The organism is Micromonospora sp. H61 (assembly GCF_018070325.1).
Classification (GTDB): domain Bacteria; phylum Actinomycetota; class Actinomycetes; order Mycobacteriales; family Micromonosporaceae; genus Micromonospora; species Micromonospora salmantinae.
Map to the genome: position 1 here is coordinate 27,153 of NZ_JAGPXY010000011.1, position 26,977 is coordinate 54,129.

Genomic DNA, 26,977 nt, shown 5'->3' on the forward strand with positions numbered 1-26,977 from the left:
CTGCGCCGGGCGGCTCCCCCGAAAACCCTGACGTGGTGCCGGCCGCGGTCGGCCTTAGGGTCAGGTCGTGGGCACCGGTACGGGTGCTTGTTCGCTGGTCGTCGTGGTGCGGCGCCAGCGGTCTATCCAGGGGGCGTCCGGGGCGCCGTCGAGAACGCCGCCGTCCGGGTCGTCCGGGTAGGTGGCCCGCACCGCGTCCTGCTCGGGGTGCAGGATCTCCTTGACGACGAAGACGCAGAGCACCACCACAGTGGCCAGTCGCAGCGTCGAGGCCAGCACGAACACCCCCTCCGGGAAGACCGGACGGCTGGTTGCCGCGCCGAGCAGTTCCCCGTAGAAGGCCACGAAGTAGCAGACCTCGGCGATCTGCCAGGCCAGGAACGCGCCCCACTTAGGCCGGGCCAGCACCACCAGCGGGAGCAGCCAGAGCACGAACTGCTGCGACCAGACCTTGCTGAAGATGAGGAACGCCGCGACCACCAGGAAGGCGAGCTGACCCAGCCGCGGTCGGCGCGGCGCCCGCAGCGCCAGCACGGCGACGCCGAGGCAGGCCAGCCCGAACAGCGCGTACGAGACGGTGTTGAGGGTCGGGATGTTGGCGTTGAGCCACTCGAACGGGCCGAGGTTGGCGGGGTCGTTGCCGACCTTGCCGTCCAGGTAGCGCCCGATGTACCAGAGCGTGCCCCAGTCGATCGGTCGAGTGGTGTTCAATTCGAAGAACCGGTCCCAGTTTTCCGGGTACGCGCGGGCGGCCGGCAGGTTGACCAGCACCACTGCCGCGACAGCCGTCCCGATGGCGGTGAGCGCGGCACGAAGCCGGTCGGCCCGTAGCGCCAGGATGAGGATCGGCCCGAGCAGGAAGAGCGGCCAGAGCTTCGCCGCGCCGGCCAACCCGAGCAGCACTCCGGCCACCGCCGGTCGTTTTCGAGCCCAGGCCAGCAGGCCGAAGGCGGCCAGCCCGATGGCGAGCAGGTCCCAGTTGACGGTTGCGGTGAGCACCAACGCCGGGGCGAGTGCGAACATCGCCGCGTCCCAGGGTCGTCGGCGGCGCAACGCCAGGATCACCGCCACCGTGGCCACCGCGAGCGCGCCCAGCACCAGCGCGTTGAGGTTGTAGAACCACTGGCCCTGGTTGATGCTCGGGTCGCCGTCACCGATGGCGTGCACCGGCAGGCCCAACGCCCCCATGAAGTAGCCGGTCAGCACCGGGTACTCGACCGGGTGGTCGCGGTAGGGCACCTTGCCCTCGTTGAGCCCTTCGGCGTAGTAGAGGGCGAGGACGTCGGTGTAGCAGAACCGGGTGTACTGGACGTTGTTCTGCCAGGCGCCGTCCTGGCAGGGCGATTTCTGCACCCAGTGCAACGCGAGCGTGAGGCACGCCAACGCCAGCACGATCCGCACTGCGGTCCAGAAGCGACGCTCCTGACCGGCCGGCCGGTTCAGCGCTGTCGCGTGGTCGCCCAGCGGCCCGCCGATGACGCTGGAGATGCCGCGGACGAACCCGTCGGAGCGGGACGGGTGATCGGTGGTTCCGGCGTCGTCGATGCCGGGCGTCGACTGGGTGCTCATGGAGAGGCATCCTGCCGTACGACAGGGGTGCCCGTCCCGTCCCGGCGCGGAGTTCCGGGTACGAAAACGCCGCCCCCGGCCGGGACAGGTCGTCCGGCCGGCGGCGGCGTCGGGTGCTGGTGCGGGTCAGTCCCGGTTGGGTGGCAGGCCGGGCAACAGCCCTCCGCCGCCACCGGTTCCTCCGCCGCCGGGATTACCGCCTGGGTTACCTCCTGGGTTACCGCCGGGAGTGCCCCCAGGGTTACCGCCAGGGTTGTTACCCCCGGGGTTGCAGAAGATGTCGATCAGCGGGTTACAGGGGGTGCCCTGGCCGGGCTGACCCCCGGGGTTGGTCGGCGGTGGCGGTGGCTCCTTGCCGTTGCCCTTCGTGACGTCACCCTCGCCGGTGACGCTGGGCAGGGGGATCTCCTCCTGGCCCTTGAGGGCGGCGTTCATGTACTTCTCCCAGATCGGGCCAGGGAGCGTCGAACCGCCGATGTCCTTACCGCTGGCGAGCTTGATCTGCGGCTTCCTCGGATCCCGGCTGCCCACCCAGACCGCTGTGGCGTTCTGCGGGGTGTAGCCGACCGTCCAGGCGTGGGAGTTGTCCTTGTTGTCGTACTCCCAGGTGCCGGTCTTGGCGGCGGCCTGGCGGCCGTTCTCCAGGGAGATGTTGTTGGGGCGGGGGATCTGCTTCAGGACGCCGGTGACCTCGTCGGTGATCTTCTTGGGGATCCGCTGCTCCGGCTTGATGCGCTCGCTGCCAACGACCTTCCACTTGCCGGTGTCCTTGTCCTGCTGCTCCACCTTGACGACGAAGTGCGCCTTGATGTACTTGCCGTCGTTGGCGAACGTGGCCATGGCGTTGGCGTGATCGAACACGGTGATCGGGTACTTGCCGAAACCGGTGTAGTTGTCGAACGGTTTCGGCCCCTTCTTCGACAGGTCGAAGGCCTGCGGCGGGTCGACGCCCCACATGGTGGTCACGCCGGCCTTCCTGGCCATGTCGACGACCTTGTCGGCGCCGATCGTGTCGGCGACCCAATAGAAGGGAACGTTGTACGACTGGACCGTCGACTCTTCGAGCGTGCAGTACTTGCCGCACTTGAGGTTGGTGCGGTTGGCGTTACCGATCGTGTCCCTGGAGCCCTCGGGCTTGTACGGCGTGGGGTCCCAGTGCGACTTGACCGAGATGCCGGCCTCGATCGCGGCGGCCAGGGTGTACACCTTCATCGACGAGCCCGGCTGGTGCCCACCGGTCAGGTCGCCGTTCTTGTCGATGTTCTTGCCGGCGTAGTCGAAGTCGGCACCGCTGTCACCGCCGTAGTAGGCGAGCACGCGGCCTTTCTTCGGGTCGATCGAGACCACCGCCGCCATCAGGTTCTTCGGCTGGTCGTTGAGCTCGGAGCCCTTCTTCGACTGCATCGCGGTGTTCTCCGCGGCGGCCTGGAGCTTCGGGTCGATGGTGGTGGTGATCCGGTAGCCGCCATCCCGCAGCGCGTCGACGCAACTGGTCTTGCCCTCCGCACCGCTGTCGGAGCAGAGACCCATCTCGTCCATCTCTTGGCGGACGTAGTTGATGACGTTGCCGCGCGGGCTGTCGACACCGAAGCCCACGCCATCCTTCTTCGGCGGCAGCGCCTTCGGGTACTCGGTGGGCGCCGGGGGGTGGTTGGGGGAGTCCAGCCAGCCCTCCTTCTTCATGCCGCCGATCACGTAGTCCCACCGCGACCTGGCATCGGTCGGGTTGACCGCCGGGTCGAACCCCTTGTGGGTTTCGCTCGCCACCGGTTGCTTGATCACTGCGGCCAGCACTGCTCCCTCGCCGGGAGTGAGCTTGCTTGCCGGCTTGCCGAAGTAGGTCTGTGCCGCCGCCTCGATGCCGTACGCGCCGCGACCGAAGTAGATGACGTTCAGGTAGTGCTGCATGATCGTCGGCTTGTCGTACTTGTCGTTCAGCTTGGAGGCGAGGATCGCCTCCTTCACCTTCCGGCCGTACGTGTCGTCCTTGAGGTTCTCGAACGCGTTGCGGGCGTACTGCTGGGTGATCGTCGAGGCGCCCTGCTTGTCGCCGTTGGAGACGTTGTTCCATGCGGCCCGGACGATGCCCTTGTAGTCGACGCCGGAGTGCCGGTAGAAATTCCGGTCCTCCGCCGCGGCGACCGCGTCCTGCACGTGCTGCGGGATCTGCTGGATGGTCACGAAGGTGCGGTTCTCGCTGCCCAGCTTGGCGAGCTGCGTCTTGCCGTCCTTGGCGTACACGGTGGTGGACAGCGGCAGCGGCATCTCGTTCGGCATGACCACGTTTGTCGAGTAGTAGGTGAACCCGACCACGCCGATGCCGGCGAGCATGATGAAGACGGCGAACCCGGCGATCAGCAGGTTCATCCGCTTGCGCTTCTTGGCCCGGGCCGCGCCCGAGTCACCCGGACCACGGCCGCCCCGACCGGGACCGCCCGGACCGCCCGGCCCACCGGGACCGCCCGGTCCACCGGAGACCGGTGAGACGCTCGCCCGGGCGACCGCCGCACGACCACCGACCGCTGCGGAACCGACGCTGGCCCGACCCGCCGAGGCAGTGCCGACCGAGGCCGCACCGACGGCGGCAGCGCCGACAGTGGCCCGACCCGCCGGAGCGCCCGGCGCCGGGGAGACGGGCACCGAGGCCCGACCAGCGCCAGCACGGCCAGCGGCCACACCCGGCGCCGGCGACACCGGCACCGAGGCCCGGCCGGCCCTGCCGGTAGCTGCCGAACCTACCGAGGCGGACCCGGCCGCCGCGCTGCCACGCGGCGGCACCGAGGCGGACCCGCCGACCGTGGCGCGACCACCGGCGGCCCGCGGCGTCACCGAGGCCCGGCCCGGGGTCGCCGCGCCGCCCTCCGAGGCTGACCAGCCGCCCCCGCCGGAGTCACCGCCGGGCCGGCGGTACGCGTCGTCCGCGCCCGGTCCGGGGTCACCGTCCGGACCCGAGTACTGGGCCCGCCCGCGCGCAGAACTGGGATCACCGTACGAGTTCATTCCTCACACCCTGCCGGTCGCGGTGGGGCGCGACTGCGCCGCCACCGGGTTGCCGTGAGTTGCTTCACCCGGGGCGCCGGCATGGGGGTGCCGGCCGACCGGGGTCATTGCCGTATCAATCGGGCCAATCGGGCCAACAAGCGGTCGGCCGTCCCGGGATTCGTCGGCCCCGGGGCCGGTCCAACCAGCTGAGATCACCGTTGCGCCTCTCGCCTCCGCCGCCCGGCGCCTCCGGCGCCCGCCGCGTCCTGCTCGCTGATGCCGTCGCTGTCGCCGGTCAGACCGTCCCGGCCGAGCAGGTACTGCTCGACCAGATGGTTCCAGTCGCAACCGAGGCACACCTCCACCACGAAGACCTGGAACTCACGCAGCGTCATCGCCAGCACGGGCAACTCGGTCAGTGTCCGAGCCTGGCCGGCGGACTGCTTGAGTTCGTCACCGTAAATGTAGTGGACCAGGGTCAGGTTTTCGCTGCGGCAGATCGGGCAGCGCCGGTCGGTCGGCTCGCCGTGGAACCGAGCGGCGTTCTTCAGGTACGGCGACGCGTCGCAGACGTCGTACGTGCCGACTCGTCCGGCCAGGAGCTCACGCAGCACTGCTCGCTTCTGAAGCGAGTAGTCGACGACCTGGCGCTGCGTACGCATGCGGAGAAGGGTACGCGGTCCGGCCCGACCAGGCGACCACGCTCACAATCCGTGACGACAGGGTCTCGGAACGGGGGTTTGCCCTGGCCCGCACGACCCGCTAACGTGCGATGTATCGGTCCGATACATCGCGGCGGTTACCACTTCACGCCGGAGGGTAAAGAGAGGGTGGCCAGTGCTTGAGTTCGCCATCCTCGGCCTCCTGCAGGAGTCTCCGATGCACGGCTATGAGCTGCGCAAGGAACTGACCGCCAAACTCGGCGCGATCCGGGCGGCGATCAGCTACGGCTCGCTCTATCCCACGCTACGCAGGCTGCAGGCGGCGGGATGGATCACCGAGGCTGCTGAGACACCCGCCACTGCCGAGGAGGTTCCCGCGCTGACCAGCCGACGAGGTCGGGTGGTCTACAAAATCACCGCGGAAGGCAAGGAACGCTTCGCCCAGCTGATCGCACAGGCCGGGCCCGAGACGTACGACGACACGGGCTTCGGGGTGCACTTCGCGTTCTTCGCCCGGACCGACCAGGCGACCCGACTACGCATTCTGGAGGGTCGCCGCCGCAAGATCGAGGAACGTCGCGAAGGGCTTCGTGACGTGCTTGGCCGGGCGGCCGAGCGCCTCGACGCTTACACGCTGGAACTGCAGCGCCACGGCCTTGATGCCTGTGAGCGCGAGGTCCGCTGGCTGGAGGAGCTCATCGCCAACGAGCGCTCCGGCCGAGCCCCGACGGTCCCGAACATCGGGACAGCCGGCGGCCGACGAGAAGACAACAGCCCGCCTCCGCCTGGAGAGACCAGGAATGAGCGGCCGTGACAGAAAAGAAGGAGGCAGACGCTATGGGCTCCGTCCGCGTCGCCATCGTCGGTGTGGGTAACTGCGCCTCGTCCCTGGTTCAGGGCGTCGAGTACTACCGGAACGCCAACCCGAACGACCGCGTCCCGGGTCTCATGCACGTCGCCTTCGGCGACTACCACGTCAACGCCGTGGAGTTCGTCGCGGCATTCGACGTGGACGCCAAGAAGGTGGGCATGGACCTCGCGGAGGCGATCGTCGCCAGCGAGAACAACACCATCAAGCTCTGCGACGTGCCGCCGACCGGCGTCAGCGTGCAGCGCGGTCCGACCTTCGACGGTCTGGGCCAGTACTACCGCGAGATCGTCGAGGAGTCGGACGCCACTCCGGTCGACGTGACGCAGGCGCTGCGCGACGCGCAGGTCGACGTCGTCGTCTGCTACCTGCCGGTCGGCTCCGAGCAGGCCGCCAAGTTCTACGCCCAGGCCGCGATCGACGCCGGCTGCGCGTTCGTCAACGCCCTGCCGGTCTTCATCGCCTCCGACCCCGAGTGGGCCAAGAAGTTCGAGGACGCGGGCCTGCCGATCGTCGGCGACGACATCAAGAGCCAGGTCGGTGCCACCATCGTGCACCGCGCCCTCGCGAAGCTCTTCGAGGACCGCGGCGTCGAGCTGCTGCGCACGTACCAGCTCAACTTCGGCGGCAACATGGACTTCATGAACATGCTGGAGCGCAAGCGGCTGGTCTCGAAGAAGATCTCGAAGACCCAGTCGGTCACCTCGCAGATCCCGCACGAGATGAGCAAGAGCGACGTGCACATCGGCCCGTCGGACCACGTGCCGTGGCTGGACGACCGCAAGTGGGCGTACATCCGCCTCGAGGGCCGTTCGTTCGGTGACACCCCCCTCAACGCCGAGCTCAAGCTCGAGGTGTGGGACTCGCCGAACTCGGCCGGCGTCATCATCGACGCGGTCCGGGCCGCGAAGATCGCCCTGGACCGGAAGATCGGCGGCCCGATCCTGTCGGCCTCGTCGTACTTCATGAAGTCCCCGCCGGTGCAGTACGCCGACCACGACGCCCACCAGGCCGTCGAGGAGTTCATCGCCGGTGAGGTCACGCGCTGATGCGCTGAATCATCAAGCACGCGGAAGGGCCGGGTCCGTGCGGACCCGGCCCTTCGCCGCGTTCAGCTCGACATCTCCAGGTACGGCGACAGCCGCAACGTCAACTCGTCAGTCTCGGGACCAGGCGTGTCGCAGCGCGACCCCGGCCTCCAACTCCAGCAGCTTGACCTTGCGGGGCAGGCCCCCACCGAAGCCGACCAGCTTGCCGCCCGCGCCGACGATCCGGTGACACGGCACGATCACCGGGACCGGGTTGCGGTTGCAGGCCACGCCCACCGCCCGTGCCGCTCCGGGATCGCCGACCAGCCGCGCCACCTCGCCATATGTCAGCGTCTCCCCGTACGGGATCCGGGTCATCTCCCGCCACACGGCGCGCTCGAAGTCGGAGCCACGCGGGACCGACACCGAAACGGTGAACGTGGTCAGCTCACCGGCGAAGTACGCCCGCAACTCGTCGACGGCCTGCCGGGACAGCGCGTCGTCGGGCTCGTTGGTGGCCGCCTCGAGCCGGCCGAAATGCGCGCCGCAGACGCTCGTGCCGTCGGTGGCCACGGAGAACTCACCGATGGGCGAGTCGAGCACAGTCCAGCGCATCCACCCATTCTCCCTCTCTGTTGCGGACTCGTTCGCCGGCCGGCTACCAGCGTTCTGCCGGACCGTTCGGCGTTGCGCGGCGTCGATACCGTCAAGGTCGTGGCAACGGGGACGCTCATCTTTCTGATCATCGGCGGGGCGGGCGTCGGTGTGCTCGCGCTCGCGCTGCTCGGCACCGAGTTGCTCCAGTTCGGGCACGCCGACGTTGACGGGCCGATCTCGGTCGAGACGGTCGCCGGCTTCGCCGGGGCGTTCGGGTTCGGCGCGGCCATCGTCAACGAGCTGCTCGGTGCGCGTACACCTGGCATGGTCGTCGGGGCGGTGGCCGGCGGCGTGCTCGCGGCCGTGCCCACCGGCTGGTTGGCGTCCCGGCTGAGTCGGGCGGCGCGGAACATGCGCACCGACCCCACCCCCACCCGCGACGACCTGGTCGGCGCGCTCGGCCTGGTCGTCACCCCGGTGCCGGCCAACGGGTACGGCGAGGTCCGCATTCGCCTCGCCGGCCAACCGGTCAAGCTCAGCGCCCGCGCGGACCAGCCGATCCCGATCGGCGCCCAGGTCTTCGTCGTGCAGGCGCTCAGCGAGACCAGCGTGCACGTAGAGACCTACTGACCTCCCCCTCATAGACGGGACTCCTCACATGGCCCTACTCATCGCCATCGGTGGCGCGGTCCTCCTCGCGCTCATCCTGGTGCTCTTCGTGCTCTCCCGGATCAAGGTGGCCGGCCCGAACGAGGCGTTCATCGTCACCGGTCGCAAGGGCCGCACCACCCAGACCGCCGACGGCGGGCGGTCCACCGACAACTCCGGGCAGAAGGTCGTGCTGGGCGCCTCGGTCTTCGTGCTGCCGGTGGTGCAGAAGCTCCAGTCGCTCGACCTGTCCAGCCGGCGGATCGACGTCGGCATCCGGGGCGCCGTCAGCAAGCAGGGCATCCGCGCCGACCTGCACGGCGTGGCGATCGTCAAGGTCGGCGGCACCGAGGACGCGATCCGGGCCGCCGCACAACGGTTCCTGCACCAGCAGGACGAGATCGACAACTTCACCCGGGAGGTGCTGGCCGGCGCGCTGCGCTCGATCGTCGGCCGGCTCACCGTCGAGGAGATCATCCGGGACCGGGCGGCGTTCGCCAGCGCGGTCGCCGAGGAGGCCGAGCACTCGATGACCAACCAGGGTCTGGTGTTGGACACCTTCCAGCTCCAGGACATCCTCGCCGAAGGCTCCTACCTTCAGGACCTGGGCCGACCCGAGGCCGCCCGGGTACTCAAGGACGCGGCGATCGCCGAGGCCCGGGCCCGGCAGCAGGCCGAGCAGGAGCGGCTGCTCGCCGAGGAGGCCATCGCCGAGGCGAACCGCAACCTGGCCCTCAAGCAGGCCGGTATCCAGGCCGAGATCGACGCGGCGAAGGCGAAGTCCGCGGCGGCCGGACCACTCGCCCAGGCCGAGCGGGACCAGGCGATCCTCTCCGAACAGCAGAAGGTGGCCGAGCGCAACGCCGAACTCAAGCAGCGCCAACTCGACACCGAGGTTCGCAAGCCGGCCGACGCGGCCCGGTACAAGGTGGAGCAGGAGGCCGAGGCGTCCCGAGCAGCGGCGGTGCTGCACGCCGACGCGCAGCGTCAGTCCGTCATCGCCGCCGCGCAGGCTTCCGCCGAGCAGGCCCGCCTCACCGGTGAGGGTGAGCGGGCCCGACGGGCCGCGCTCGCCGAGGCCAACGCCATCGAGGGCGCCAAGGAGGGTGAGGCCGAGCAGCGGCGACGCTCCGCCATCGCCGAGGCCGTGGAGCGGGAAGGTCAGGCCGAGGCCGCGGCCATCCTCGCCAAGGGTGAGGCCGAGGCCGACGCGATGGCGCGCAAGGCCGAGGCGTTCGCCGCGTACGGAGAGGCAGCCGTGCTGGACCTGCTGGTCAAGGTGCTGCCGCAGGTCGTCGAGGCGGCCAGTGCGCCGATCGGGGCGATCGACAAGATGACCGTCATCTCCACCGACGGCGCGTCGTCGCTCACCAAGTCGGTGGCCGGCAACGTGGCCCAGGGCCTCCAGCTCGGCAGCGACCTCACCGGGATCGACCTGCCCGGCCTGCTGGCGCGGCTCGGTGCCGGACGGGCCGACGCCACCGCGCCGGCCACCGGGATCGACACGGTGGACGGCAGGACCGTCTCGCGCTGAGCCCGAGGGGCCCGCCGACGGTCAGGCTCTGGCCTGCCCCGGATGACCCACGAACGGCCGGCGCCGGCCGCAACCGCCTCCCGTGGGAGGGGTGCCGGCGGGCGCCGGTGGTAATTCCGTGGCTGGTTCAGGCGAGGTTCATGACGAACCGCTCGCCCGCCGAGAGGCCGAAGTCCGGACTCCAGAAGTCGAAGTCCTTGTTCGGGATGAGCTGGCTGGTGCCAGCGCTGCCGGCGCTGACCGCCTGCCCGTCGACGTTCGCGTAGATCCAGCCCGACCCGTCCGTGGTCCCGACACCCCGGTGCCAGAAGGTGAAGGCCTCCCAGGCATCGATCCTCGGGGCTGAGGCGAGCATCGGCTTCGATCCGGCACCGGTCGCCGAGACCCACTTGCCGTTGGCCAACGAACGCAGGCCGAAGTAGCCGTAGTAGTCCAGATCGAACAGCTCGAACTTCTCCCAGGTGCTGACCGACGCGACCAACGGGATCAACGGCTTGCTCCCGGCACCGTCAGCGGAGACGTACTTGCCGCTGGCTGCCGATTTGAAGCTGACGATCAGGTTCGTCTCGAGGTCGAACTTCTCCCAGGTGCTGGCGTTCGTCGCGCTGGCAATCAGCGGGCCACCGTTGCTGGGCGCACTGACGTACTTGTTGTTGACAGTGGCCCGCAGGCTCACCGTGCCGTCAATGTGGTGAACCAACTGGAACCTCTCCCAGGTGCTCACCGACGCGGCTGCGGCGATCAGTGGCTTGCTGCCGGCACCGTTGGCGCTGACGTACTTGCCGTTGACGTTCGCCCGCAGTGCGACCAAGCCGTTGCCGGCGTCGACGATGTCGAGCTTCTCCCAGCCACCGAGCACCGGGCCGACGGCGGCCAGAGGCTTGCTGCCCGCACCGTCAGCCGAGACGAAATAGCCGTTGGAACGCGCCAGCAGGCCGTGCGAGGTACGCGCGGGAGAGAGGGCCGACGCGACGTTGAGCAGACGGTCCACCCCGCCCTGCGGGTTCAGCACTGCGCCAGCGAGCCCTCGGGTCACGATCGTGTTGCGCACCTGCGCCGGGGACCACGTCGGGTTCGACTGAAGCAGCAGCGCAGCGGCTCCGGCCACGTGCGGCGCCGCCATCGAGGTCCCGCTGAAGGCCACCGACCCGTCGGTGGTTCCGCTTGCCGCCGAGACGATGTCCACGCCCGGCGCCCAGACGTCGACACACGGGCCGTAGTTCGAATCGAAGTATTCGGTCGAGGCCCGACGGTCGATCCTGTCGGTGGCTCCGACGGTGATCGCCGCCGACACCCCGGCCGGGCTGTACGCGCAGGCATCGTCCGCTTCGTTGCCGGCGGCCACCGCGTAGGTGAGACCGGTGGCGATGGAGTTGCTGACCGCTGTGGAGATCGCCGAGTCCTCCGGCCCGCCGAGGCTCATGTTGACCACGGCAGGCTTCTGCGCGTTGGCGGTCACCCAGTCGATCCCGGACAGGACCTGCTCGGTGGTGCCAAAACCCTCGCAGTCGAGGACCCGGACGGCGACCAGGTTGGCGTTCTTGGCCACGCCGTACTTCGTGCCGCCGACGGTGCCCGCCACGTGCGTGCCGTGACCGTTGCAGTCCTGCGCCACATTGTCCTGGTCGACCGCGTCGTAGCCGTTCGAGGCACGGCCACCGAAGTCGCTGTGGCTGATGTCGATGCCGGTGTCCACGATGTACGCCTTCACCCCGGCACCGGTGTTGGGGTAGGTGTAGCTGCCATTCAGCTTGGGCGAAACCTGATCGATCCGGTCCAGGCCCCAGGAGGGGGGCGAGCTCTGCGTTCCGCTCTTCTGGAAGCGGATCACCGGCTGCACGGATGCGACATCCGGGTCGGCGGCCAGCCGGCCAGCCTGCTTCGCGGTCATGGCGGCGGAGTAGCCGTTGACGGCGCTGCTGTACAGCCGACGGACACTGCCGCCGTTCTCCTTGGCCAGAGCCGAAGCGGCGGCCTTGATTTTGGCCGGGGTGGTCTTCTTGTCCTTGAGGACCACGATGTAGCGATCCGGTACGACCTCGGCGGGCTTGGCCTTGGCCAACCGGCCGTCCTGCTGGGGGGCCGTCAACTTGCTTGCGGGCTTCGGTGCCAGCGGAGCGGACGGTTCGGCCAGGGCGGCCCCACCGGTCGCGGCGCTGACGATGATGGTTGCGGAAGCGAGAGCAAGGCTCGCCACCGCCGAGCGGCGTATCACGCCACGGCGTTTCACTAGGTGATCTCCCCGTTTGGTCGTCGCCCGTCCAATCCGGAGGGCCGGACGGGCGGTGGGGTCGGCGGCGGTGTCGATGCACCGGTAGCCGACGGACGCCCAGCCATCATGGACGACGATGAAAGCGCTACACCTCAGCCATTCGGTCGATCCGCTCGCGTTTCGTCGTCGACCGGACAGCTGTGCATCGCCGTCGGCCACCTGACGGGCTCCCGCCACCTCACGGCAGATCGCGCTACACGACCAGCATCGAGGTTGAGCGCGTCAGCCGAGGATGCCCTCGGCGCGGGCCCAGCGCAGCAGCTCCGCCTCGGCGGCGTCGCGGTCCAGCGGGCCGTGCTCGAGGCGTTGTTCCTTGAGGTGCTTCCAGGCCCGCCCAACCACCGGCCCCGGCGGTACGCCGAGCAGCTCCATGATCGCGTTGCCGTCCAGGTCGGGTCGAACCCGCGCCAGGTCTTCCTCGGCCGCGATCCGGGCGATCCGGTCCTCCAGCGCGTCGTAGTCGGCCGCGAGCTGGGCGGCCTTGCGCCGGTTGCGGGTCGTGCAGTCGGAGCGGGTCAACTTGTGCAGGCGGGGCAGCAGGTCACCGGCGTCGGCGACGTAGCGGCGCACCGCCGAGTCGGTCCACTCGCCCCGCCCGTACCCGTAGAAGCGCAGGTGCAGCGCGACCAGCGCGGTCACCTGCGCTGTGACGTCCTTCGGGTAGCGCATCGCCTTCATGCGGGCCTTGGTCAGCCGGGCACCGACCACCTCGTGGTGGTGGAAGCTGACCCGACCGTCGGAACCGACCGCCTTCGTCGCCGGCTTGCCCACGTCGTGCAGGAGGGCGGCCATCCGCAGGATGAAGTCGCAGCCTTCCTCCTCGTAGGAGACCGCGTTCTCGACGACCGTCAACGTGTGCTCGTAGACGTCCTTGTGCTGGGCGTGCTCGTCGATCTCCAGCTTCAGCCCGGTCAGCTCGGGCAGGAACCGCTCGGCCAGCCCGGTGTCGACCAGCAGCCGTAGCCCGGTGATCGGATCGGCGCCGCAGAGCAGCTTGGTGAACTCGTCGCGGATCCGCTCGGCGGTGATCCGGTCCAGGTCGGCGGCCATCTCGGTCATCGCCAGGTGCACGTCCGGGTGGACGGCGAAACGCAGCTGGGCGGCGAACCGGGCGGCACGCAGCATCCGCAGCGGGTCGTCGCCGAACGACTCACCAGGCGTACTCGGGGTACGGATCACCTTGGCCGACAGATCGTCCAGTCCACCGTGCGGGTCGGTGAACCGGTGGTCCGGCAGGCTGACCGCCATCGCGTTGATCGTGAAGTCGCGCCGCTTCAGGTCCTCGTCGAGGCTGGTGCCGTACACCACCACCGGGTTGCGGCTGACCTGGTCGTATGACTCCGCGCGGAAGGTGGTGATCTCCAGTCGGAGGCCGTCGCGCTGAGCGCCGATGGTGCCGAACTCCCGACCGGTCTCCCAGATCGACTCGGCCCAGCCCTTGATGATCCGCAGAGTCTCGTCGGGGTGCGCGTCGGTGCAGAAGTCGAGGTCATCCCCGAGTCGACCGAGCAGGGCATCCCGCACCGAACCGCCCACCAGGTGCAACTCGTGACCGGCGCGGACGAAGCGGCGGCCCAACTCGTCGGCGACCGGGGACACCCGGAGCAGTTCGGCGACGGCGTTGCGCTGCGCGGCGGTGAGTTCGCGGCGGTCGGCGGCGTGAGGAGCGGAGGCTTCGGACATGGGATCACCAGCCTATCGGGCCGGGGTGTGATCCGATCCGCCGGGCGCGGGTAACGGGTGGGGGTTGACTATGGTCTGTGGCGTGCGGGTCGGTGTCCGACTCGACGTACCCCTGGGAGGCTGGAGATGAGCGGCGGGCTCTACCGCAGCGCCAACGCCGCGAACGATGGCGGCGCTGGCGCCCGTCCCGGGGACGGCGCCACCTTCATCTCCGCCGAGCCGCTGAACCAGCCGGCCATCGAGTCGACCGCGCCGCCGCAGGAGCAGGTGGGCGAGGCGAGCGCGGCGACCAACAGCGCGGTGATGGCGATCGGCAGCCTGGTCAGCCGGGGCACCGGCTTCCTGCGCACGTTGGCGCTGACCGCCGCGCTGGGTGGGGCGCTGGTGGGTGACGCGTACACCACCGCGCAGATCCTGCCCGGAATGGTCTACGAGTTCCTGCTCGGCGGCATCCTCACCAGCGTGTTGATCCCGGTGCTTGTCCGTCGGCGCAGGGTCGACACCGATGGCGGCCAGGCGTACGCCCAGCGGCTGCTGACCCTCGCGGTGCTGACCCTGGCGGGGGCGGCCCTGCTGGCCGTGCTGTCGGCCGGACTCCTGACCAAGCTCTACGCTGGCGAGAACACCGGCGAAGACTTCCGGGGCCTGGTCAAGGCACTGTCGTACCTGATGTTGCCCATGATCTTCTTCACCGGTCTCAGTGCGCTGATCAGCGCGGTGCTCAACACCCGGGGGCACTTCGCCGCGCCGATGTGGGCGCCGATCCTCAACAACATCGTGGTGATCGCCACCGCGGGCCTGTACATCGCGATCTTCGGCGCGAAGATCGTCAAGCCGGAGGACATGACCACCGGCCGGATTTTGCTGATCGGTGGCGGCACCCTGCTCGGCGTCGCGATCCAGGCCGCCGGCCTTTTGCCAGCGTTGCGCAAGGTCGGCTTCCGGTGGAAGTTCCGGTTCGACTTCCGCACCCTCGGGCTACGGGAGCTGGGGCGTCTCGGCGGCTGGATGTTCTGCTACGTCGCGGTGAGCCAGGTCGGCCTGATCGTGATGTTCAACCTGCTGAACCGGGCAGGCAAGGAGAACGCTGCCGGCCCGCTGATCTACAACAACGTGTTCCTGCTGCTGATGATGGCGCACGGCATCATCGCCGTATCGATCATCACTGCACTGATGCCCCGGATGAGCGCGGCCGCCGCCGACGGCCGGTACTCCGACGTCGCCGCCGACCTTTCCCGGGGCACGCGCACCGTCTCGGCGGTACTCGCCCCGATCGCGGTCTGCTACGCGGTACTGGCGACTCCGCTGGCCGTGACGCTGTTCCGCTACGGCGCGTTCACCGACGAGAACGCGGCGGACACCTCGCTGGTGCTGCTCGTGGCGGCGCTGGCGCTGGTGCCGTTCGCGATCAGCCAGCTCTTCACCTTCGCCTTCTACGCCCTGCCGGACACCCGCACCCCGGCGCTGATCAACATCCCGGTGGTCGCCCTGCGGATCGGCGTGCAGGTGGTGCTCTACGTCGCCTTCGCCGCCCACTTCGCTGCGGCCGGGATGATGATCGGCAACGCCGTGTCCTACCTGGCTGCCGCCTTCGCCTCGGCGTGGCTGCTGCGGCCCCGCGTAGGCCGGATCGGGATGGGTGCCATCCTGCGGACGCTCGGTCGAGTGGCGGTTGCCGCGTTGGGGGCCGCCCTGGTCGGCCTCCTCGTCGTGAGTCTTCTGCCCGGCGGCGACAGGCCAAGTTGGATGCAGGCTGTCGTGCAGCTCGTGATCGGCGGCGTGGTGATCGGCGGGACCTACCTGGGTCTGGCCATGCTGCTGCGGATCGGGGAGATCACCGAGGTGGTCGGGATGGTTCGCCGACGGCTCGGTCGCTGAACGTCCGCATTCGATTACAACAAGTTGACAGTCATACGGACTGTGACGACGGATCACCAGGCTGGGGATGCGCCTGTGGATAACTCCGCGATTCGCCGGTCAACCGCCGCTTCGGCCTGTGGATAACCAACCGTACGGCTGAGGGTGGCGACCCGATCGGTGGGAACGTACGAGGTAGCGCAAGCGGCACGCCAGCCCAGCCCCGGCGTCGGTCACTTGCGGCGAAGCCGTAGATTAGCTAGTACATGTGCCAGCAACGTGGCTGACAACGGTCGTAACCGGACGACCTCTTCGACAGCCGGAACCCCGCCAGGTACGGCGGGAAGATGACATGTCGGAGAGACGGGCAACCCGGGTAAGGTCGCTCTCGACGGGTACGGCAGGGGCCGACGCTGGGCGTCGACACCGGTCGGCCGGTTCCTTCAACGGCAGAGCGGGAAGCCACATGCCCAGCAGTTCGGGTTCATCGATCGACACGATCACCGAGGGAGGACGGGTGACCCAGGTCGGCGAGGGTCAGGAGGCGGACGAAAGCGCTCCTCCGGTCATGACCTTCGGTGCTCCCACGGCCGGTGAAGTCCTCGCCGAGCGGTACGAACTGGTTGAGCACATCAACAACGACAGTGCGGGTCGGCTGGTCTGGCGCGGGGTCGATGTCATCCTGCGCCGTCCCGTTGCCGTGGTGCTGCGTTACCCGGGTGGCGACTCCGCCACCGAAATGCTTCAGGCCGCCGTTGCGGCCAGCCGGGTCATCCACCCCAACCTGGTCGGCGTCTACGACGCGATCGACGAGGCCGACCGGGCGTACGTGGTGCGCGAGTGGGTCGACGGGCAGTCCCTGCGGGACCTGGCGACCGACGGCCCCCTGGACCCGGCTCGGGCCACCGCGATCGGCAACGCCGTCGCGAGCGCGCTCGCCGCGGTGCACGCCACCGGCATGGTGCACGGCAACGTCCACCCCGGCACCGTCATGATCAGTGATGAGGGCCGGGTGGTCCTGGCCGACGCCCGCACCGACGGCGCCGACAGCCAGGAGAACGACATCCGGGCGGTCGGCGGGGTCCTCTACTTTGCGCTGACCGGCTCGTGGCCGCACACCGAGGCACCACTGCACGGCGCCACCGCCGGCCACGGCCGCGCCGCGATCCCGGACGCTGTTCGGGACGCCGGGGGTGCCATCGCGGCACCGCGCCAGGTTCGGGCGGGCGTTCCGGCGTACCTGGACGACCTGACCATGGATCTGCTCGACGCCGAGATCGCGCCGCCGTCCTCCGACGTGCTCGCCGCCGAGTTGGCGCGACTGGACGTGCCGGCCGAGGACGAGCACTACCTCGACAACAGCGGACCACTGCGGTTCGCCGCCGAGACCGGGGAAGAGCCGTCGCCGCTGGCCGCGGCCGGGGGTCGCAAGGTCGCCGTCGGCATCGCTGGCCTGCTGGCCGTCGCCCTGGTCGGTCTGCTGATCGGGATCATCGCCCTGGGCGGCGACGACAAGGACCCGCAGTCCAACCCGGTCGCCGCGCCGACCTCCAGTGCCCCGGCCGGCGACGCCACCCCGGCCGCCGCGACGGCCCGCAAGCTGACAGTAAAGGACGTCCGGATCATCGACCCGGACAGCAAGGACCGCAGTGAGGTCGACGGCGCCGAGAAGGTCATCGACGGTGACGATGACAAGGGCTGGGAGACCGAGACCTACCGCGACCGGCCCAACTTCGGCAACCTGAAGAAGGGCATGGGCGTCTGGATCGACCTCGGCCAGCCGCACACCGTCAAGTCCGTGCAGGCAGTGCTGTCGGCCACCAACGCGTCCGCCCAGCTGTTCGCCGGCACTACCAACCCGCCGTCCAGCTCCAACGGTGACAAGCAGTTGGTCGCGAGCTACAAGACCGCCATCGGCCAGCCGTTCGAGGACCACGACGGCACCACCATGACGTTCAACGGCTTCGACGCCGACCAGAAATACCAGTACCTGCTGTTCTGGATCACCGAGTTGGCTCCGGCCGAGGGTGGGTTCAAGCTGGGGGTGCAGGAGATTACGGTCCAGGGGTCGTGAGCCGGGCCCCACGATCCGGGCACCGCACGCACTGGACGCGGTGATGGACGAGCGCGCCGCCGCGAGAGACCTGGAGCTGCTGCGCGCGCACGTCGCGGGAGACCGGGACGCCTTCACCGAACTGTTCCACCGGCACCGGGACCGGTTGTGGGCGGTGGCCCTGCGGACGCTCGGCGACCGCGAGGAGGCAGCCGACGCACTCCAGGACGCCCTGCTGTCGGCGCATCGGGCGGCGGCCCGCTTCCGCGGCGACTCCGCTGTCACCACCTGGCTGCACCGGATCGTGGTCAACGCCTGCCTGGACCGGATCCGACGCCGGCAGGCGCACCCCACGGTGCCGCTGCCGGACGGCAACCGGGCCGACGACGGCACCGGCGGGCTCGAGCCGGCGGCACCGGCAGTGGACCACGACACAGTGCTGGTGGTCCGTGAGGCGCTCGCCGCGCTGCCCCTTGAGCAACGCGCCGCGCTGGTGCTGGTCGACGTACAGGGCTATCCGGTCGCCGAGGTCGCCCGCATCCTCGGTGTCGCCGAGGGCACTGTGAAGAGCCGGTGCGCCCGGGGTCGGGCGCGGCTGGCCGTGCTGCTCGGGCATCTTCGCCCCGCCACCGTCGCGACGCCTTCGGCCCGACCGGACCCCACCGCCCCGATCACGGGCGTGCCCGGCGTCACGCCGGGGAACCACGGCCCGGTGGAGGGCGTCGGATCGGGGTCAGGTCGATACCGGCGGGACGCCAACCAGGAGGACACGTGACGACCGAGGGGTTCCGGGAGGTCGACATCGACCTCCTCGCTGACTACCTCGGCGGGGCGTTGGACGGCACCCCGCAGCAGGACGAGGTCGCCCGACTGGTCTCGGCGGACCCGTCCTGGGCCGAGGCGTACGCGCTGCTGGCCCCCGCCGTGACCGAGGTCCGGACGGACCTCACCCGCTGGGCCGAGCCGTCCCCGGAGATGCCGTCGGCGATCACCGACCGCCTCCTGGCCGCGTTGGCCTCGGCGGAGCCGACGACCGACACCTCGACCGAGGAGGCACCCGCCGGCGCGCCCAGCGTCGATCGGGACGGCGACGCGGCGACCCCGTTGGTCGTACCGGCGCAGGGCGGGGCCGGTCGCCGGCCTCCCGTCCCCACGTCCGGCGGGTCGGGGCGCTGGGCGTCCACCGGCCCGGGCCGTCGCCGGCGCGGCTGGGCCCGCCGTGGCGCACCCGTGGCCGCCGCCGCGATCGCCGCCATCGCCGTCGCGCTGGGCCTCAACCAGCTCTCGATGCGGGCGTCGGACGACTCCGGTGACACCACCGCCATGAACCGACCGGCCAGCGCGCCGGAGGGCGTCGCGGGGCCCGGGACGGCACGCACCACCGGGCCTGCACTGCGCAGCGGTACGAACTACACCCCGCAGACCCTCGGCAACGCCTACGGCACCGACGCCCCGGGCAAACCGGCTGCCAGTCGGGCGACCGGCAACAGCCCGGGCGAGCAGCCGGAGGTGGATGCCGAGGGCGAGCGCCGTCCCTCGCCCGACGGGTCGGACCAGCTGGCCCGGCTTACCGACGACGCCGCGCTGACCGGCTGTCTGGCCAGCGTCGCGACGGAGCACGGATCGGCCCCACTGGTGGTCGAGGTGATCGACTACGCGCGGTTCCAGGGCGATCAGGCGCTGGTCATCCACTTCACCGACGCGACCGGCGCCCGGTGGGCCTGGGTGAGTGGCCCGGAGTGCGGAGTGCCTGGGTCCGGCTCGGACAGCCGGTATTCGGCGCGGGTAGGGTGAATCCACGGTCAATGGCACGATGACCCCCCACGTGACCTGACCCACCGGATGCCCGGCTCGGGAATCCCCGGTTCGTACGATGACGTTCTGGAAGTCAGCTGCCGGCCCCACCCAGGCGTCGGCGACTCGGATCAGCATCGGTGCTCGCGCCGACGCCGAACACACACAACTCGGGAGACGGCAGTGGACGAGGTCCGCAACCTGATCATCATCGGCTCCGGGCCGGCCGGCTACACAGCGGCGGTCTACGCCGCACGTGCCAACCTGAAGCCGCTGATCATTGAGGGCGTGCAGTCCGGTGGCGCGCTGATGACCACGACCGAGGTGGAAAACTTCCCCGGCTTCGCCGACGGCATCCTCGGCCCCGAGCTGATGGACAACATGCGTAAGCAGGCCGAGCGGTTCGGCGCCGAGTTCCTCACCGACGACGTGACCCGCGTCGAGCTGGTGGACACCGGCGACGCCGGCTCCGGCGCGGTGAGCACCGTCTGGGTTGGCGAGACCGCCTACCGGGCGCGATCCATCATTCTCTCCACCGGTTCGGCCTGGCGTCCGCTGGGCGTGCCCGGTGAGCAGGAGTTCCTGGGCCACGGCGTCTCCGCGTGTGCCACCTGTGACGGCTTCTTCTTCCGCAACCAGCAGATCGTGGTCGTCGGCGGCGGCGACTCCGCGATGGAGGAGGCCACCTTCCTCACCCGCTTCGCGGAGTCGGTGACCATCATCCACCGCCGCGACTCGTTCCGGGCCAGCAAGATCATGGCCGACCGGGCGCTGAGCAACGAGAAAATCAAGGTCGAGTGGAACAGCACCGTCGAGGAGATCCTCGGCGAGGACGGCAAGGTCACCGGGGTACGCGTCCGCAACGTGCACACCGGCGAGACCAAGGTGATGGACGTGACCGGCGTCTTCGTCGCCATCGGTCACGACCCTCGCAGCGAGCTGTTCCAGGGCCAGGTCGAGCTGGACGACGAGGGCTACGTGAAGGTCCACGCCCCGAGCACCCGCACCAACGTGCCCGGTGTCTTCGCCGCCGGCGACGTGGTCGACCACACCTACCGTCAGGCGATCACCGCGGCCGGCACCGGTTGTGCCGCCGCGCTCGACGCCGAGCGGTTCATCGCGACGCTCAGCTGAAACAAGGAACACATCCCGGAGGAGGGGCATAGTGGGAACAACCAAGGCGGTCACCGACAAGAGCTTCGTCGCTGACGTGCTGCAGGCCGACAAGCCGGTGCTGGTGGACTTCTGGGCGGAGTGGTGCGGGCCCTGCCGCAAGGTGTCGCCGCTGCTCGAGGAGATCGCCCGGGAGATGGGTGACCAGGTCACCATCGTCAAGCTCAACATCGACGAGAACCCGGAGACCGCGCGGGCCTACCGGGTGATGTCGGTGCCGACGCTCACCGTCTTCAAGAACGGCCAGCCGGTGCAGTCGATCGCCGGCGCCAAGCCGAAGGGCGAGCTGGTCCGGCTCATCGAGTCGGCCCTCTGACCAGCAGAAACATCAACCGAACCCCGTACCCGCTCGCCGGGTGCGGGGTTCGGTGTCTTCGTCGGCGTATTTCTCGGCCCCAGCCTCCTCGCCGCCCCGGAACGCATAGCCTCAAGCCTGGGCCGCCCGGCCAGCCAGCGTCGTGCAGAGGGGGTCGTGCGTGCGTCCGATCCGACCCGGTGACCGGGGACCCGCGGTCACGGAGATCCGTACCATCCTGACCGGCCTCGAACTGCTGGCCGCCGCCGGCCCGCAAACCGACGAGTTCGACCTCGACACCGAGCGGGCCGTGCGCGCGTTCCAGCAGTCGCGCGGGCTCAGTGTGGACGGCCGGGTCGGCGCGGAGACCTGGCGAGCCCTGGATGCCGCCCGTTGGCGGCTCGGCGCCCGCACGCTCTACCACGCGGTCCCCGAGCCCCTCACCGGCGAGGACGTCCGGTCGCTGCAGGAGCGACTGCTGGAGATGGGGTACGACGTGGGCCGCGCGGACGCCATCTACGGTGTCCGGACGTCGAGGGCGGTGGCCCAGTTCCAGCGTGAGGTCGGGCTCACCCCGGACGGCTCCTGCGGCCCACACACCATGAACGCGCTCCGCCGGATCGGCCGCAAGGTGGTCGGTGGCCGCCCGCAGTGGCTCCGCGAATCCGACGCGATCCGGCAGTCCGGGCCGGCGTTGGTCGGCAAGACGGTCGTCATCGACCCGGGGCACGGCGGCACCGACCCCGGAATGGTGGTGCCGGACGGCTCGCTGCGCTGGACCGAGGCGGATCTGGTGCACGACCTGGCCAGCCGACTGGAGGGGCGACTCGCCGCCTCCGGGGTGCGGGTGCAGCTCACCCGTGGCCCGTCGCCAGACAGTTGCCTGCCGGACACCGACCGGGCCCTGCTCGCCAACTCGCTCGGCGCCGACGTGTTCATCTCGCTGCACCTGGACGGCCACGCCAACCCGGACGCGGAGGGCGTCGCGACCTACCACTACGGCACCGACAACGGGGTGACCTCGGCGACCGGTGAACGCCTGGCCGGGCTGGTGCAGCGGGAGATCGTCGCTCGCACCGGGCTGCGGGACTGCCGTACCCACGCCAAGACGTGGGAGTTGCTGCGACTGACGCGGATGCCCGCCGTCCGGGTCGAGGTCGGCTACCTCACCTCGCCGACGGACCGCGCCCACCTTGTCGACCCCCGGTTCCGGGACCGGGTGGTGGAGGCGATCGTGGCCGCGGTGCAGCGGATGTACTACCCCATCGAACGAGACGTCCCGACCGGATCGCTCGACGTCAGCGAACTGCGTGCCGTGGTGACCGCCGGCACTGTGCTGGACTGATTCGCCGCCGGGCGTCAGCCGTTGGTGGAGCGGGTGGCCGGGGCCGGACGGACCGGCCGGAGCAGGGTCTCCGGGCTCATCGACCCGAGCAGCTTCTCCAGCGCGTACTCGACGTCGGACTTCCAACTCAGCGCCGTACGCAGCTCAAGACGCAACCGAGGGAAGCGCGGATGCGGACGTACGGTCTTGAAGCCCACGGAGAGGAAGAAGTCGACCGGGGCCACGCAACCGCCGGCGGGGTCGTCCGCGTCGCCGAACTTGGCGTCGCCGAACGCCTCGATCGCCTTGATCCCACGCTTGGTCAGGTCCCGGGCGACACCCTGCACGAGCATCCGGCCCAACCCGCCGCCGGAGAACGCGGCTACCACGTTGGCGGTCATCAACAGTGCCGCGTCCGCGGAGACCGGTGAGGTCGGGAACGCCATCGAACGGGGCACGTAGGCGGGCGGGGCGTACATCACGAAGCCGGCCGGCATGCCGTCGACGTACGCGAGTTTGCCGCAGGAGCCCCACTCCAGCAGCGTCTGGGAGACCCATGCCTCTTTCTCCAGGCCCGGATCGCCAGCGGCACAGGCCCGGTCCGCGGAGACCGGATCGAGCTCCCAGTAGACGCACTGCCGGCACGGGCGCGGGAGGTCTTCCAACGTGTCGAGGGTCAGGCTGACCAGACGTCGCGACATATGGCGCATCCCCACAATAGGCTCGGTGGTGAGACCGGCATCGAACGACAGCGCCGCCTTCCTGCCCCCGACGAGCGATCGTACGCCGCCGATCGGAGATGCGGGAGGGGACTCGCGAATGCCCAGCGCAACGGGGGACGCCGAGGACGGTCCGCCATGTGGTCGATCTGCTGCGGCACGGCGGCAGCACCACTCCGGCGGACTAGGATCGACAATCGGTGTGTCCGCCGCCATGGTCAGCGGTGTGCGGGGTACCCGGGGCGGGAGCCACTCGAGCAGCGATCGAGGTGAGGTCATGACCGGCACGACACTCGACGACTACACCGACCGGTACGCCCGGCGGGTACGCGGGATGACCGCCTCCGAGATCCGAGCACTGTTCGCGGTGGCCAGTCGTCCGGAGGTCGTCTCGCTCGCCGGTGGCGCACCGTACATCGCCGCCCTTCCGCTGGACGCGGTCGGCGAGATGCTCGGCCGGCTCGGCTCCGAGCACGGCGTGACCACCCTTCAGTACGGCATTGGTCAGGGCACCCTCGAGCTGCGCGAACGGATCTGCGAGGTGATGTCGCTCTCCGGGATCGACGCCGCCTGCGGTGCTTCCCCCGAGGACGTCGTGGTCACCGTGGGCGGGCAACAGGCACTGGACCTGGTGGCCCGGCTCTTCCTCGACCCGGGCGACGTGGTGCTCGCCGAGGGGCCGACGTACGTCGGTGCGCTCGGCGTGTTTCAGGCGGCCCAGGCGCAGGTCGTCCACGTACCGATGGATGCGGACGGGCTGATCCCGGAGGCGCTGGAGGCGGCCATCGCCGACCTGGCCCGCGCGGGCCAGCGGGTCAAGTTCCTCTACACGATCCCCACCTACCAGAACCCGACCGGCGTGACGCTCAGCGAGGAGCGCCGGGAACGAGTGCTCGACATCTGCGAGCGCGCCGGCCTGCTCGTCGTCGAGGACGACCCGTACGGCCAACTGGGGTTCGAGGGTGAGGCCCCGGCTCCTCTGCGGGCCCGCCGCCGCGACGGCGTCTTCTACCTCAGCACCTTCTCCAAGACCTTCGCCCCCGGGCTGCGGGTCGGCTGGATCCTGGCGCCGCACGCGGTCCGCGACAAACTGGTCATCGCCAACGAGGCGCAGATCCTCTGCCCCAGCGGTTTCGCCCAGGCCGCAGTGGCCACCTACCTGAGCACGATGCCCTGGCGGCAGCAGCTCAAGGTCTATCGCGAGGTCTACCGGGAACGCCGCGACGCCCTGCTCGACGCGATGGCCGACCTGATGCCCGAGGGCACCAGCTGGACCACCCCGGCCGGCGGTCTCTTCGTGTGGGCCAGCCTGCCCGACGGGCTCGACTCGAAGGCCATGATGCCGCGAGCGGTCGCCGCCCGGGTCGCCTACGTTCCCGGCACCGGCTTCTACGCCGACGGCACCGGCACCGACGCCATGCGGCTCAACTTCAGCTTCCCGCCGCCGGAACGGATCCGCGAGGGCGTCCGCCGGCTGGCCGGTGTGATGGAGCAGGAGATCGCCATGCGCCGGGTCTTCGGTGCCGTGGGTGGTGCCGCCGGCCGACGCGGCCGGGCCGGCTCCGACGTGCCCGGGCCCGACTTGGCATGATGCCGGCATGGCTACGACCGCCGAGCACCTCCTCGTGACCGACTCCGCCGCCTCGGCCGACCTGCGCGTCGTGGTGCTCGCCGGTGGGCTCTCCTACGAACGGGACGTGTCGCTGCGCTCCGGTCGTCGGGTGCTCGACGCGCTGCGCGCCGTCGGGGTGGAGGCCGAGCTGCGCGACGCGGACGCGGCGCTGCTGCCGTCGCTCGCGGCCGACCCGCCGGACGCGGTGGTGATCGCACTGCACGGCGCGACCGGCGAGGACGGCTCACTGCGCGGGGTGCTGGATCTGTGCGACGTCCCGTACGTCGGCTGCGACGCTCGGGCCTCCCGGGTCGCCTGGGACAAGCCCTCGGCCAAAGCGGTGCTCCGCGAGGCCGGCATCCCCACCCCCGACTGGGTGGCGCTCCCGCACGATCGTTTCTCCGAGCTCGGCGCGGTCGCCGTCCTGGACCGGATCGTCGACCGTCTGGGCGTACCCCTGATGGTGAAGCCGGCGCAGGGCGGGTCCGGGCTGGGCGGGGCTGTGGTCCGGGACGCCGCCGCGCTGCCCGCCGCGATGGTCGGCTGCTTCGCGTACTACTCCACGGCGCTCGTGGAGCGGTACGTGCCGGGGATGGATGTGGCGGTCTCCGTCGTCGACCTCGGCGACGGCCCGCAGGCGCTGCCGCCGGTGGAGATCGTGCCGCGCAACGGCGTGTACGACTACGCCGCCCGTTACACAGCAGGGCGGACCACCTGGCACGCCCCCGCCCGGCTGGACCCGGAGGTGGCTGCCACGGTCGCTGACGTGGCCCTCGCCGCGCACACCGCGCTCGGTCTACGGGATCTCTCCCGCGTCGACGTGATCGTGGACGCAGCCGGCCAGCCGCACGTGCTGGAGGTCAACGTCTCGCCAGGGATGACGGAGACGTCACTGCTCCCGCTCGCCGTGCAGGCGGCCGGGCTGGACTTCGGCCGACTCCTCGGCACCCTGGTCGCCCGAGCAGCCGCCCGCCTCACCAGGCACTGACCTATCCGCCAACCCGTTCGACCGAGCGGACCACCCGCCGGACGACCATGAGGTTGGCCTGTCGGGGTCAACCTCACGGTCGGTTCCAGATCAGTGGGTCGCGCGTATGTCGGGTGTGTCGCTGCCGTTGGTGCGCGCGACCGCGCCCGGAGTGCCGGCGCGCTTCTCGGGGGCGGTCCTGCTGATTGCCTCTCCGGAGGCGTCCCCGGTGGCCGGGTCGTACGCGGCTGGGTTGGCGGAATCAGCCTCGTCGGCGCTTCCGCTCGCCGGGCCGACGTGGGGCCCGCCGGTGGGCTTCTCCGCCGAGCCGACGACGTGAGGTCTGTCGGTGGCCGTCGTGGCTGCGCTGCCGGATGCTGCGCTGCCCGATGCTGCGGCGGTGGAGTCCCGGGTGCCGGCGGCCGGGGTGCCGGGCAGATTGGTGTTGGATGCCGTCCGAGCGGGTTCAGCCGCCGGACCGCTGACCGTGGCCGACCGGGCGGGTTCAGCCGGGCGGTCGGTGACGGTGGTCGCCGTCGAGCCGGCATCGGCGTCCGGGTCCCCGGCCGGTTCGGCCCGGGGTCCGCCGTCGGCGTCGCTCGGATCAGGAGTGGAGTCCGACGCCGGTTCCGGGATCTCCTCTGCCGCCTCGATGACCGAGACCACCTCCGTCCCGGCTGCTGCCGCTGAAGCGGCCTCCGCTGCGGCAGCGGCATCCGCGGCAGCGGACTGGGCAAGCAGACTGGACGGCGCCTGCCACTGGATGCGGGGCGGCTCGGCGAGCGGGCGGCCACCGAACTCGGCGAGCCAGGCCGCGACGAGCGCCAGATTTTCCCGCCACTGTGCCTCGGAGATCGGCGGCAGGATCGAGTCCCACAGGGACAGGAACGTGCCCCGCAGTTGAAGGCGGCCGTACGGACGGGCGAGGAACCACATGTGCAGATGGGCCGAGCCGTCGCCCCAGCGATTGACGTGCACCCGTGCCACGCCGTCGAGCGACCGGATGGCCCGCTCCAGACGTACGGTCATCACCCCCAGCTCGGCGGCCAGAAGGTTCGGCAGGTCGCCGAGGTCGAGGTGGGTGCGCGATTCCAGGATGAGCACCATGGGCAGGCCGGTGGGCCGGTCCATGGCGCGGACCCGCCACCGCTCGCCCACCCAGATGTAGGCGTCGTCGGGTGCGTTGCAGGCGGTGCATTCCCGGAGACCCTCGCCCTTCCGGGGCGGTTCGACCGGGACCGGATCATCGAGTTGCTTCACGTGGAGGTCACCCTCGAAGGGAAATGACGGCCACTGGGTGAAGTCCGGGACTGAGGGAGGGTTGTCGTGCACGACGCTGA

General features: G+C 70.2%; 21 protein-coding genes. 13 read left to right on the forward strand and 8 right to left on the reverse strand.

Annotated features, from left to right (window positions below):
- Positions 1 to 60: 60 nt before the first annotated feature.
- The 3 genes from KBX08_RS08270 to KBX08_RS08280 form a co-directional block, all read right to left on the reverse strand.
- A complete protein-coding gene (locus tag KBX08_RS08270; protein ID WP_210782064.1) occupies positions 61 to 1,569 on the reverse strand; it encodes a glycosyltransferase family 87 protein in 1,509 nt (502 codons plus the stop codon).
- Positions 1,570 to 1,695: 126 nt separating this feature from the next.
- Complete coding sequence (locus tag KBX08_RS08275; protein ID WP_210782066.1) at positions 1,696 to 4,569, reverse strand: transglycosylase domain-containing protein; 2,874 nt, start codon at positions 4,567 to 4,569, stop codon at positions 1,696 to 1,698.
- Between the two features lie 194 nt (positions 4,570 to 4,763).
- Positions 4,764 to 5,213, reverse strand: coding sequence for a DUF5318 domain-containing protein (locus tag KBX08_RS08280; RefSeq protein ID WP_091396619.1), 450 nt, complete (start codon positions 5,211 to 5,213; stop codon positions 4,764 to 4,766).
- A gap of 175 nt (positions 5,214 to 5,388) precedes the next feature.
- Here KBX08_RS08280 and KBX08_RS08285 point away from each other — a divergent pair, with 175 nt between their 5' ends.
- Together KBX08_RS08285 and KBX08_RS08290 are read left to right on the forward strand one after the other, a co-directional pair.
- Complete coding sequence (locus tag KBX08_RS08285; protein WP_030331823.1) at positions 5,389 to 6,027, forward strand: PadR family transcriptional regulator; 639 nt, start codon at positions 5,389 to 5,391, stop codon at positions 6,025 to 6,027.
- Positions 6,028 to 6,050: 23 nt separating this feature from the next.
- On the forward strand, positions 6,051 to 7,130 hold the full coding sequence (locus KBX08_RS08290) for an inositol-3-phosphate synthase (RefSeq protein WP_124819940.1): 1,080 nt from the start codon (positions 6,051 to 6,053) through the stop codon (positions 7,128 to 7,130).
- Positions 7,131 to 7,238: 108 nt separating this feature from the next.
- Here the strand turns inward: KBX08_RS08290 and KBX08_RS08295 are convergent, their stop codons facing one another.
- Positions 7,239 to 7,724: a methylated-DNA--[protein]-cysteine S-methyltransferase gene (locus tag KBX08_RS08295; RefSeq protein WP_210782068.1), complete on the reverse strand. Its 486-nt coding sequence runs from the start codon at positions 7,722 to 7,724 to the stop codon at positions 7,239 to 7,241.
- 54 nt (positions 7,725 to 7,778) lie between these two features.
- Here KBX08_RS08295 and KBX08_RS08300 point away from each other — a divergent pair, with 54 nt between their 5' ends.
- Entirely contained in the window at positions 7,779 to 8,336 is a 558-nt protein-coding gene (locus KBX08_RS08300) for a hypothetical protein (protein ID WP_372494696.1), read from the forward strand.
- Between the two features lie 28 nt (positions 8,337 to 8,364).
- Positions 8,365 to 9,888, forward strand: a complete 1,524-nt coding sequence (locus KBX08_RS08305; RefSeq protein WP_210782072.1) for a flotillin family protein — start codon at positions 8,365 to 8,367, stop codon at positions 9,886 to 9,888.
- A 127-nt stretch (positions 9,889 to 10,015) separates the two neighbouring features.
- On the opposite strand, the gene KBX08_RS08310 is transcribed toward KBX08_RS08305, so the two are convergent.
- The gene (locus KBX08_RS08310) at positions 10,016 to 12,118 is read right to left on the reverse strand and encodes a S8 family serine peptidase (RefSeq protein WP_210782074.1); all 2,103 of its coding nucleotides are present in this window, start codon (positions 12,116 to 12,118) and stop codon (positions 10,016 to 10,018) included.
- A 264-nt stretch (positions 12,119 to 12,382) separates the two neighbouring features.
- Positions 12,383 to 13,843, reverse strand: coding sequence for a CCA tRNA nucleotidyltransferase (locus tag KBX08_RS08315; protein WP_112700307.1), 1,461 nt, complete (start codon positions 13,841 to 13,843; stop codon positions 12,383 to 12,385).
- A 126-nt stretch (positions 13,844 to 13,969) separates the two neighbouring features.
- Here KBX08_RS08315 and murJ point away from each other — a divergent pair, with 126 nt between their 5' ends.
- From murJ to KBX08_RS08350, 7 genes are all read left to right on the forward strand, one after another.
- A complete protein-coding gene (gene murJ, locus KBX08_RS08320; protein ID WP_210782076.1) occupies positions 13,970 to 15,721 on the forward strand; it encodes a murein biosynthesis integral membrane protein MurJ in 1,752 nt (583 codons plus the stop codon).
- 445 nt (positions 15,722 to 16,166) lie between these two features.
- Positions 16,167 to 17,774, forward strand: coding sequence for a protein kinase family protein (locus tag KBX08_RS08325; protein WP_210782078.1), 1,608 nt, complete (start codon positions 16,167 to 16,169; stop codon positions 17,772 to 17,774).
- Between the two features lie 43 nt (positions 17,775 to 17,817).
- Complete coding sequence (gene sigM / locus KBX08_RS08330; RefSeq protein ID WP_210782080.1) at positions 17,818 to 18,528, forward strand: RNA polymerase sigma factor SigM; 711 nt, start codon at positions 17,818 to 17,820, stop codon at positions 18,526 to 18,528.
- Positions 18,525 to 19,547 (forward strand): hypothetical protein, encoded by a 1,023-nt coding sequence (locus tag KBX08_RS08335; protein WP_210782082.1) that lies wholly within the window; start codon positions 18,525 to 18,527, stop codon positions 19,545 to 19,547. Before sigM ends, KBX08_RS08335 begins: the two co-directional genes overlap by 4 nt.
- 183 nt (positions 19,548 to 19,730) lie before the next feature.
- Entirely contained in the window at positions 19,731 to 20,681 is a 951-nt protein-coding gene (gene trxB, locus KBX08_RS08340) for a thioredoxin-disulfide reductase (protein WP_091396582.1), read from the forward strand.
- A gap of 31 nt (positions 20,682 to 20,712) precedes the next feature.
- Complete coding sequence (gene trxA, locus KBX08_RS08345) at positions 20,713 to 21,036, forward strand: thioredoxin (protein WP_030331849.1); 324 nt, start codon at positions 20,713 to 20,715, stop codon at positions 21,034 to 21,036.
- A 160-nt stretch (positions 21,037 to 21,196) separates the two neighbouring features.
- Entirely contained in the window at positions 21,197 to 22,360 is a 1,164-nt protein-coding gene (locus KBX08_RS08350) for an N-acetylmuramoyl-L-alanine amidase (RefSeq protein ID WP_210782083.1), read from the forward strand.
- A gap of 14 nt (positions 22,361 to 22,374) precedes the next feature.
- Here the strand turns inward: KBX08_RS08350 and KBX08_RS08355 are convergent, their stop codons facing one another.
- Positions 22,375 to 23,040 (reverse strand): GNAT family N-acetyltransferase, encoded by a 666-nt coding sequence (locus KBX08_RS08355; RefSeq protein WP_091396576.1) that lies wholly within the window; start codon positions 23,038 to 23,040, stop codon positions 22,375 to 22,377.
- 295 nt (positions 23,041 to 23,335) lie between these two features.
- On the opposite strand from KBX08_RS08355, the gene KBX08_RS08360 reads away from it, so the two are divergent.
- Together KBX08_RS08360 and KBX08_RS08365 are read left to right on the forward strand one after the other, a co-directional pair.
- Positions 23,336 to 24,649: a PLP-dependent aminotransferase family protein gene (locus KBX08_RS08360; RefSeq protein ID WP_210782085.1), complete on the forward strand. Its 1,314-nt coding sequence runs from the start codon at positions 23,336 to 23,338 to the stop codon at positions 24,647 to 24,649.
- Positions 24,650 to 24,656: 7 nt separating this feature from the next.
- Positions 24,657 to 25,658 carry a D-alanine--D-alanine ligase gene (locus tag KBX08_RS08365; RefSeq protein WP_210782087.1) on the forward strand — a complete coding sequence of 334 codons (1,002 nt, stop codon included), beginning with the start codon at positions 24,657 to 24,659 and terminating at the stop codon, positions 25,656 to 25,658.
- A 90-nt stretch (positions 25,659 to 25,748) separates the two neighbouring features.
- Here the strand turns inward: KBX08_RS08365 and KBX08_RS33670 are convergent, their stop codons facing one another.
- Positions 25,749 to 26,744: a hypothetical protein gene (locus tag KBX08_RS33670; RefSeq protein ID WP_247669085.1), complete on the reverse strand. Its 996-nt coding sequence runs from the start codon at positions 26,742 to 26,744 to the stop codon at positions 25,749 to 25,751.
- Positions 26,745 to 26,977: the final 233 nt, after the last annotated feature.

What these genes read in the sequence shown, in the direction of transcription:
- KBX08_RS08270 (WP_210782064.1), bottom strand. Translation starts at nt 1,569, where the DNA reads ATGAGCACCCAGTCGACGCCCGGCATCGACGACGCCGGAACCACCGAT.
- KBX08_RS08275 (WP_210782066.1), bottom strand. Translation starts at nt 4,569, where the DNA reads ATGAACTCGTACGGTGATCCCAGTTCTGCGCGCGGGCGGGCCCAGTAC.
- KBX08_RS08280 (WP_091396619.1), bottom strand. Translation starts at nt 5,213, where the DNA reads ATGCGTACGCAGCGCCAGGTCGTCGACTACTCGCTTCAGAAGCGAGCA.
- KBX08_RS08290 (WP_124819940.1), top strand. Translation starts at nt 6,051, where the DNA reads ATGGGCTCCGTCCGCGTCGCCATCGTCGGTGTGGGTAACTGCGCCTCG.
- KBX08_RS08295 (WP_210782068.1), bottom strand. Translation starts at nt 7,724, where the DNA reads ATGCGCTGGACTGTGCTCGACTCGCCCATCGGTGAGTTCTCCGTGGCC.
- KBX08_RS08305 (WP_210782072.1), top strand. Translation starts at nt 8,365, where the DNA reads ATGGCCCTACTCATCGCCATCGGTGGCGCGGTCCTCCTCGCGCTCATC.
- KBX08_RS08315 (WP_112700307.1), bottom strand. Translation starts at nt 13,843, where the DNA reads ATGTCCGAAGCCTCCGCTCCTCACGCCGCCGACCGCCGCGAACTCACC.
- murJ (WP_210782076.1), top strand. Translation starts at nt 13,970, where the DNA reads ATGAGCGGCGGGCTCTACCGCAGCGCCAACGCCGCGAACGATGGCGGC.
- KBX08_RS08325 (WP_210782078.1), top strand. Translation starts at nt 16,167, where the DNA reads ATGCCCAGCAGTTCGGGTTCATCGATCGACACGATCACCGAGGGAGGA.
- sigM (WP_210782080.1), top strand. Translation starts at nt 17,818, where the DNA reads ATGGACGAGCGCGCCGCCGCGAGAGACCTGGAGCTGCTGCGCGCGCAC.
- KBX08_RS08355 (WP_091396576.1), bottom strand. Translation starts at nt 23,040, where the DNA reads ATGTCGCGACGTCTGGTCAGCCTGACCCTCGACACGTTGGAAGACCTC.
- KBX08_RS08360 (WP_210782085.1), top strand. Translation starts at nt 23,336, where the DNA reads ATGACCGGCACGACACTCGACGACTACACCGACCGGTACGCCCGGCGG.
- KBX08_RS08365 (WP_210782087.1), top strand. Translation starts at nt 24,657, where the DNA reads ATGGCTACGACCGCCGAGCACCTCCTCGTGACCGACTCCGCCGCCTCG.
- KBX08_RS33670 (WP_247669085.1), bottom strand. Translation starts at nt 26,744, where the DNA reads ATGGTGCTCATCCTGGAATCGCGCACCCACCTCGACCTCGGCGACCTG.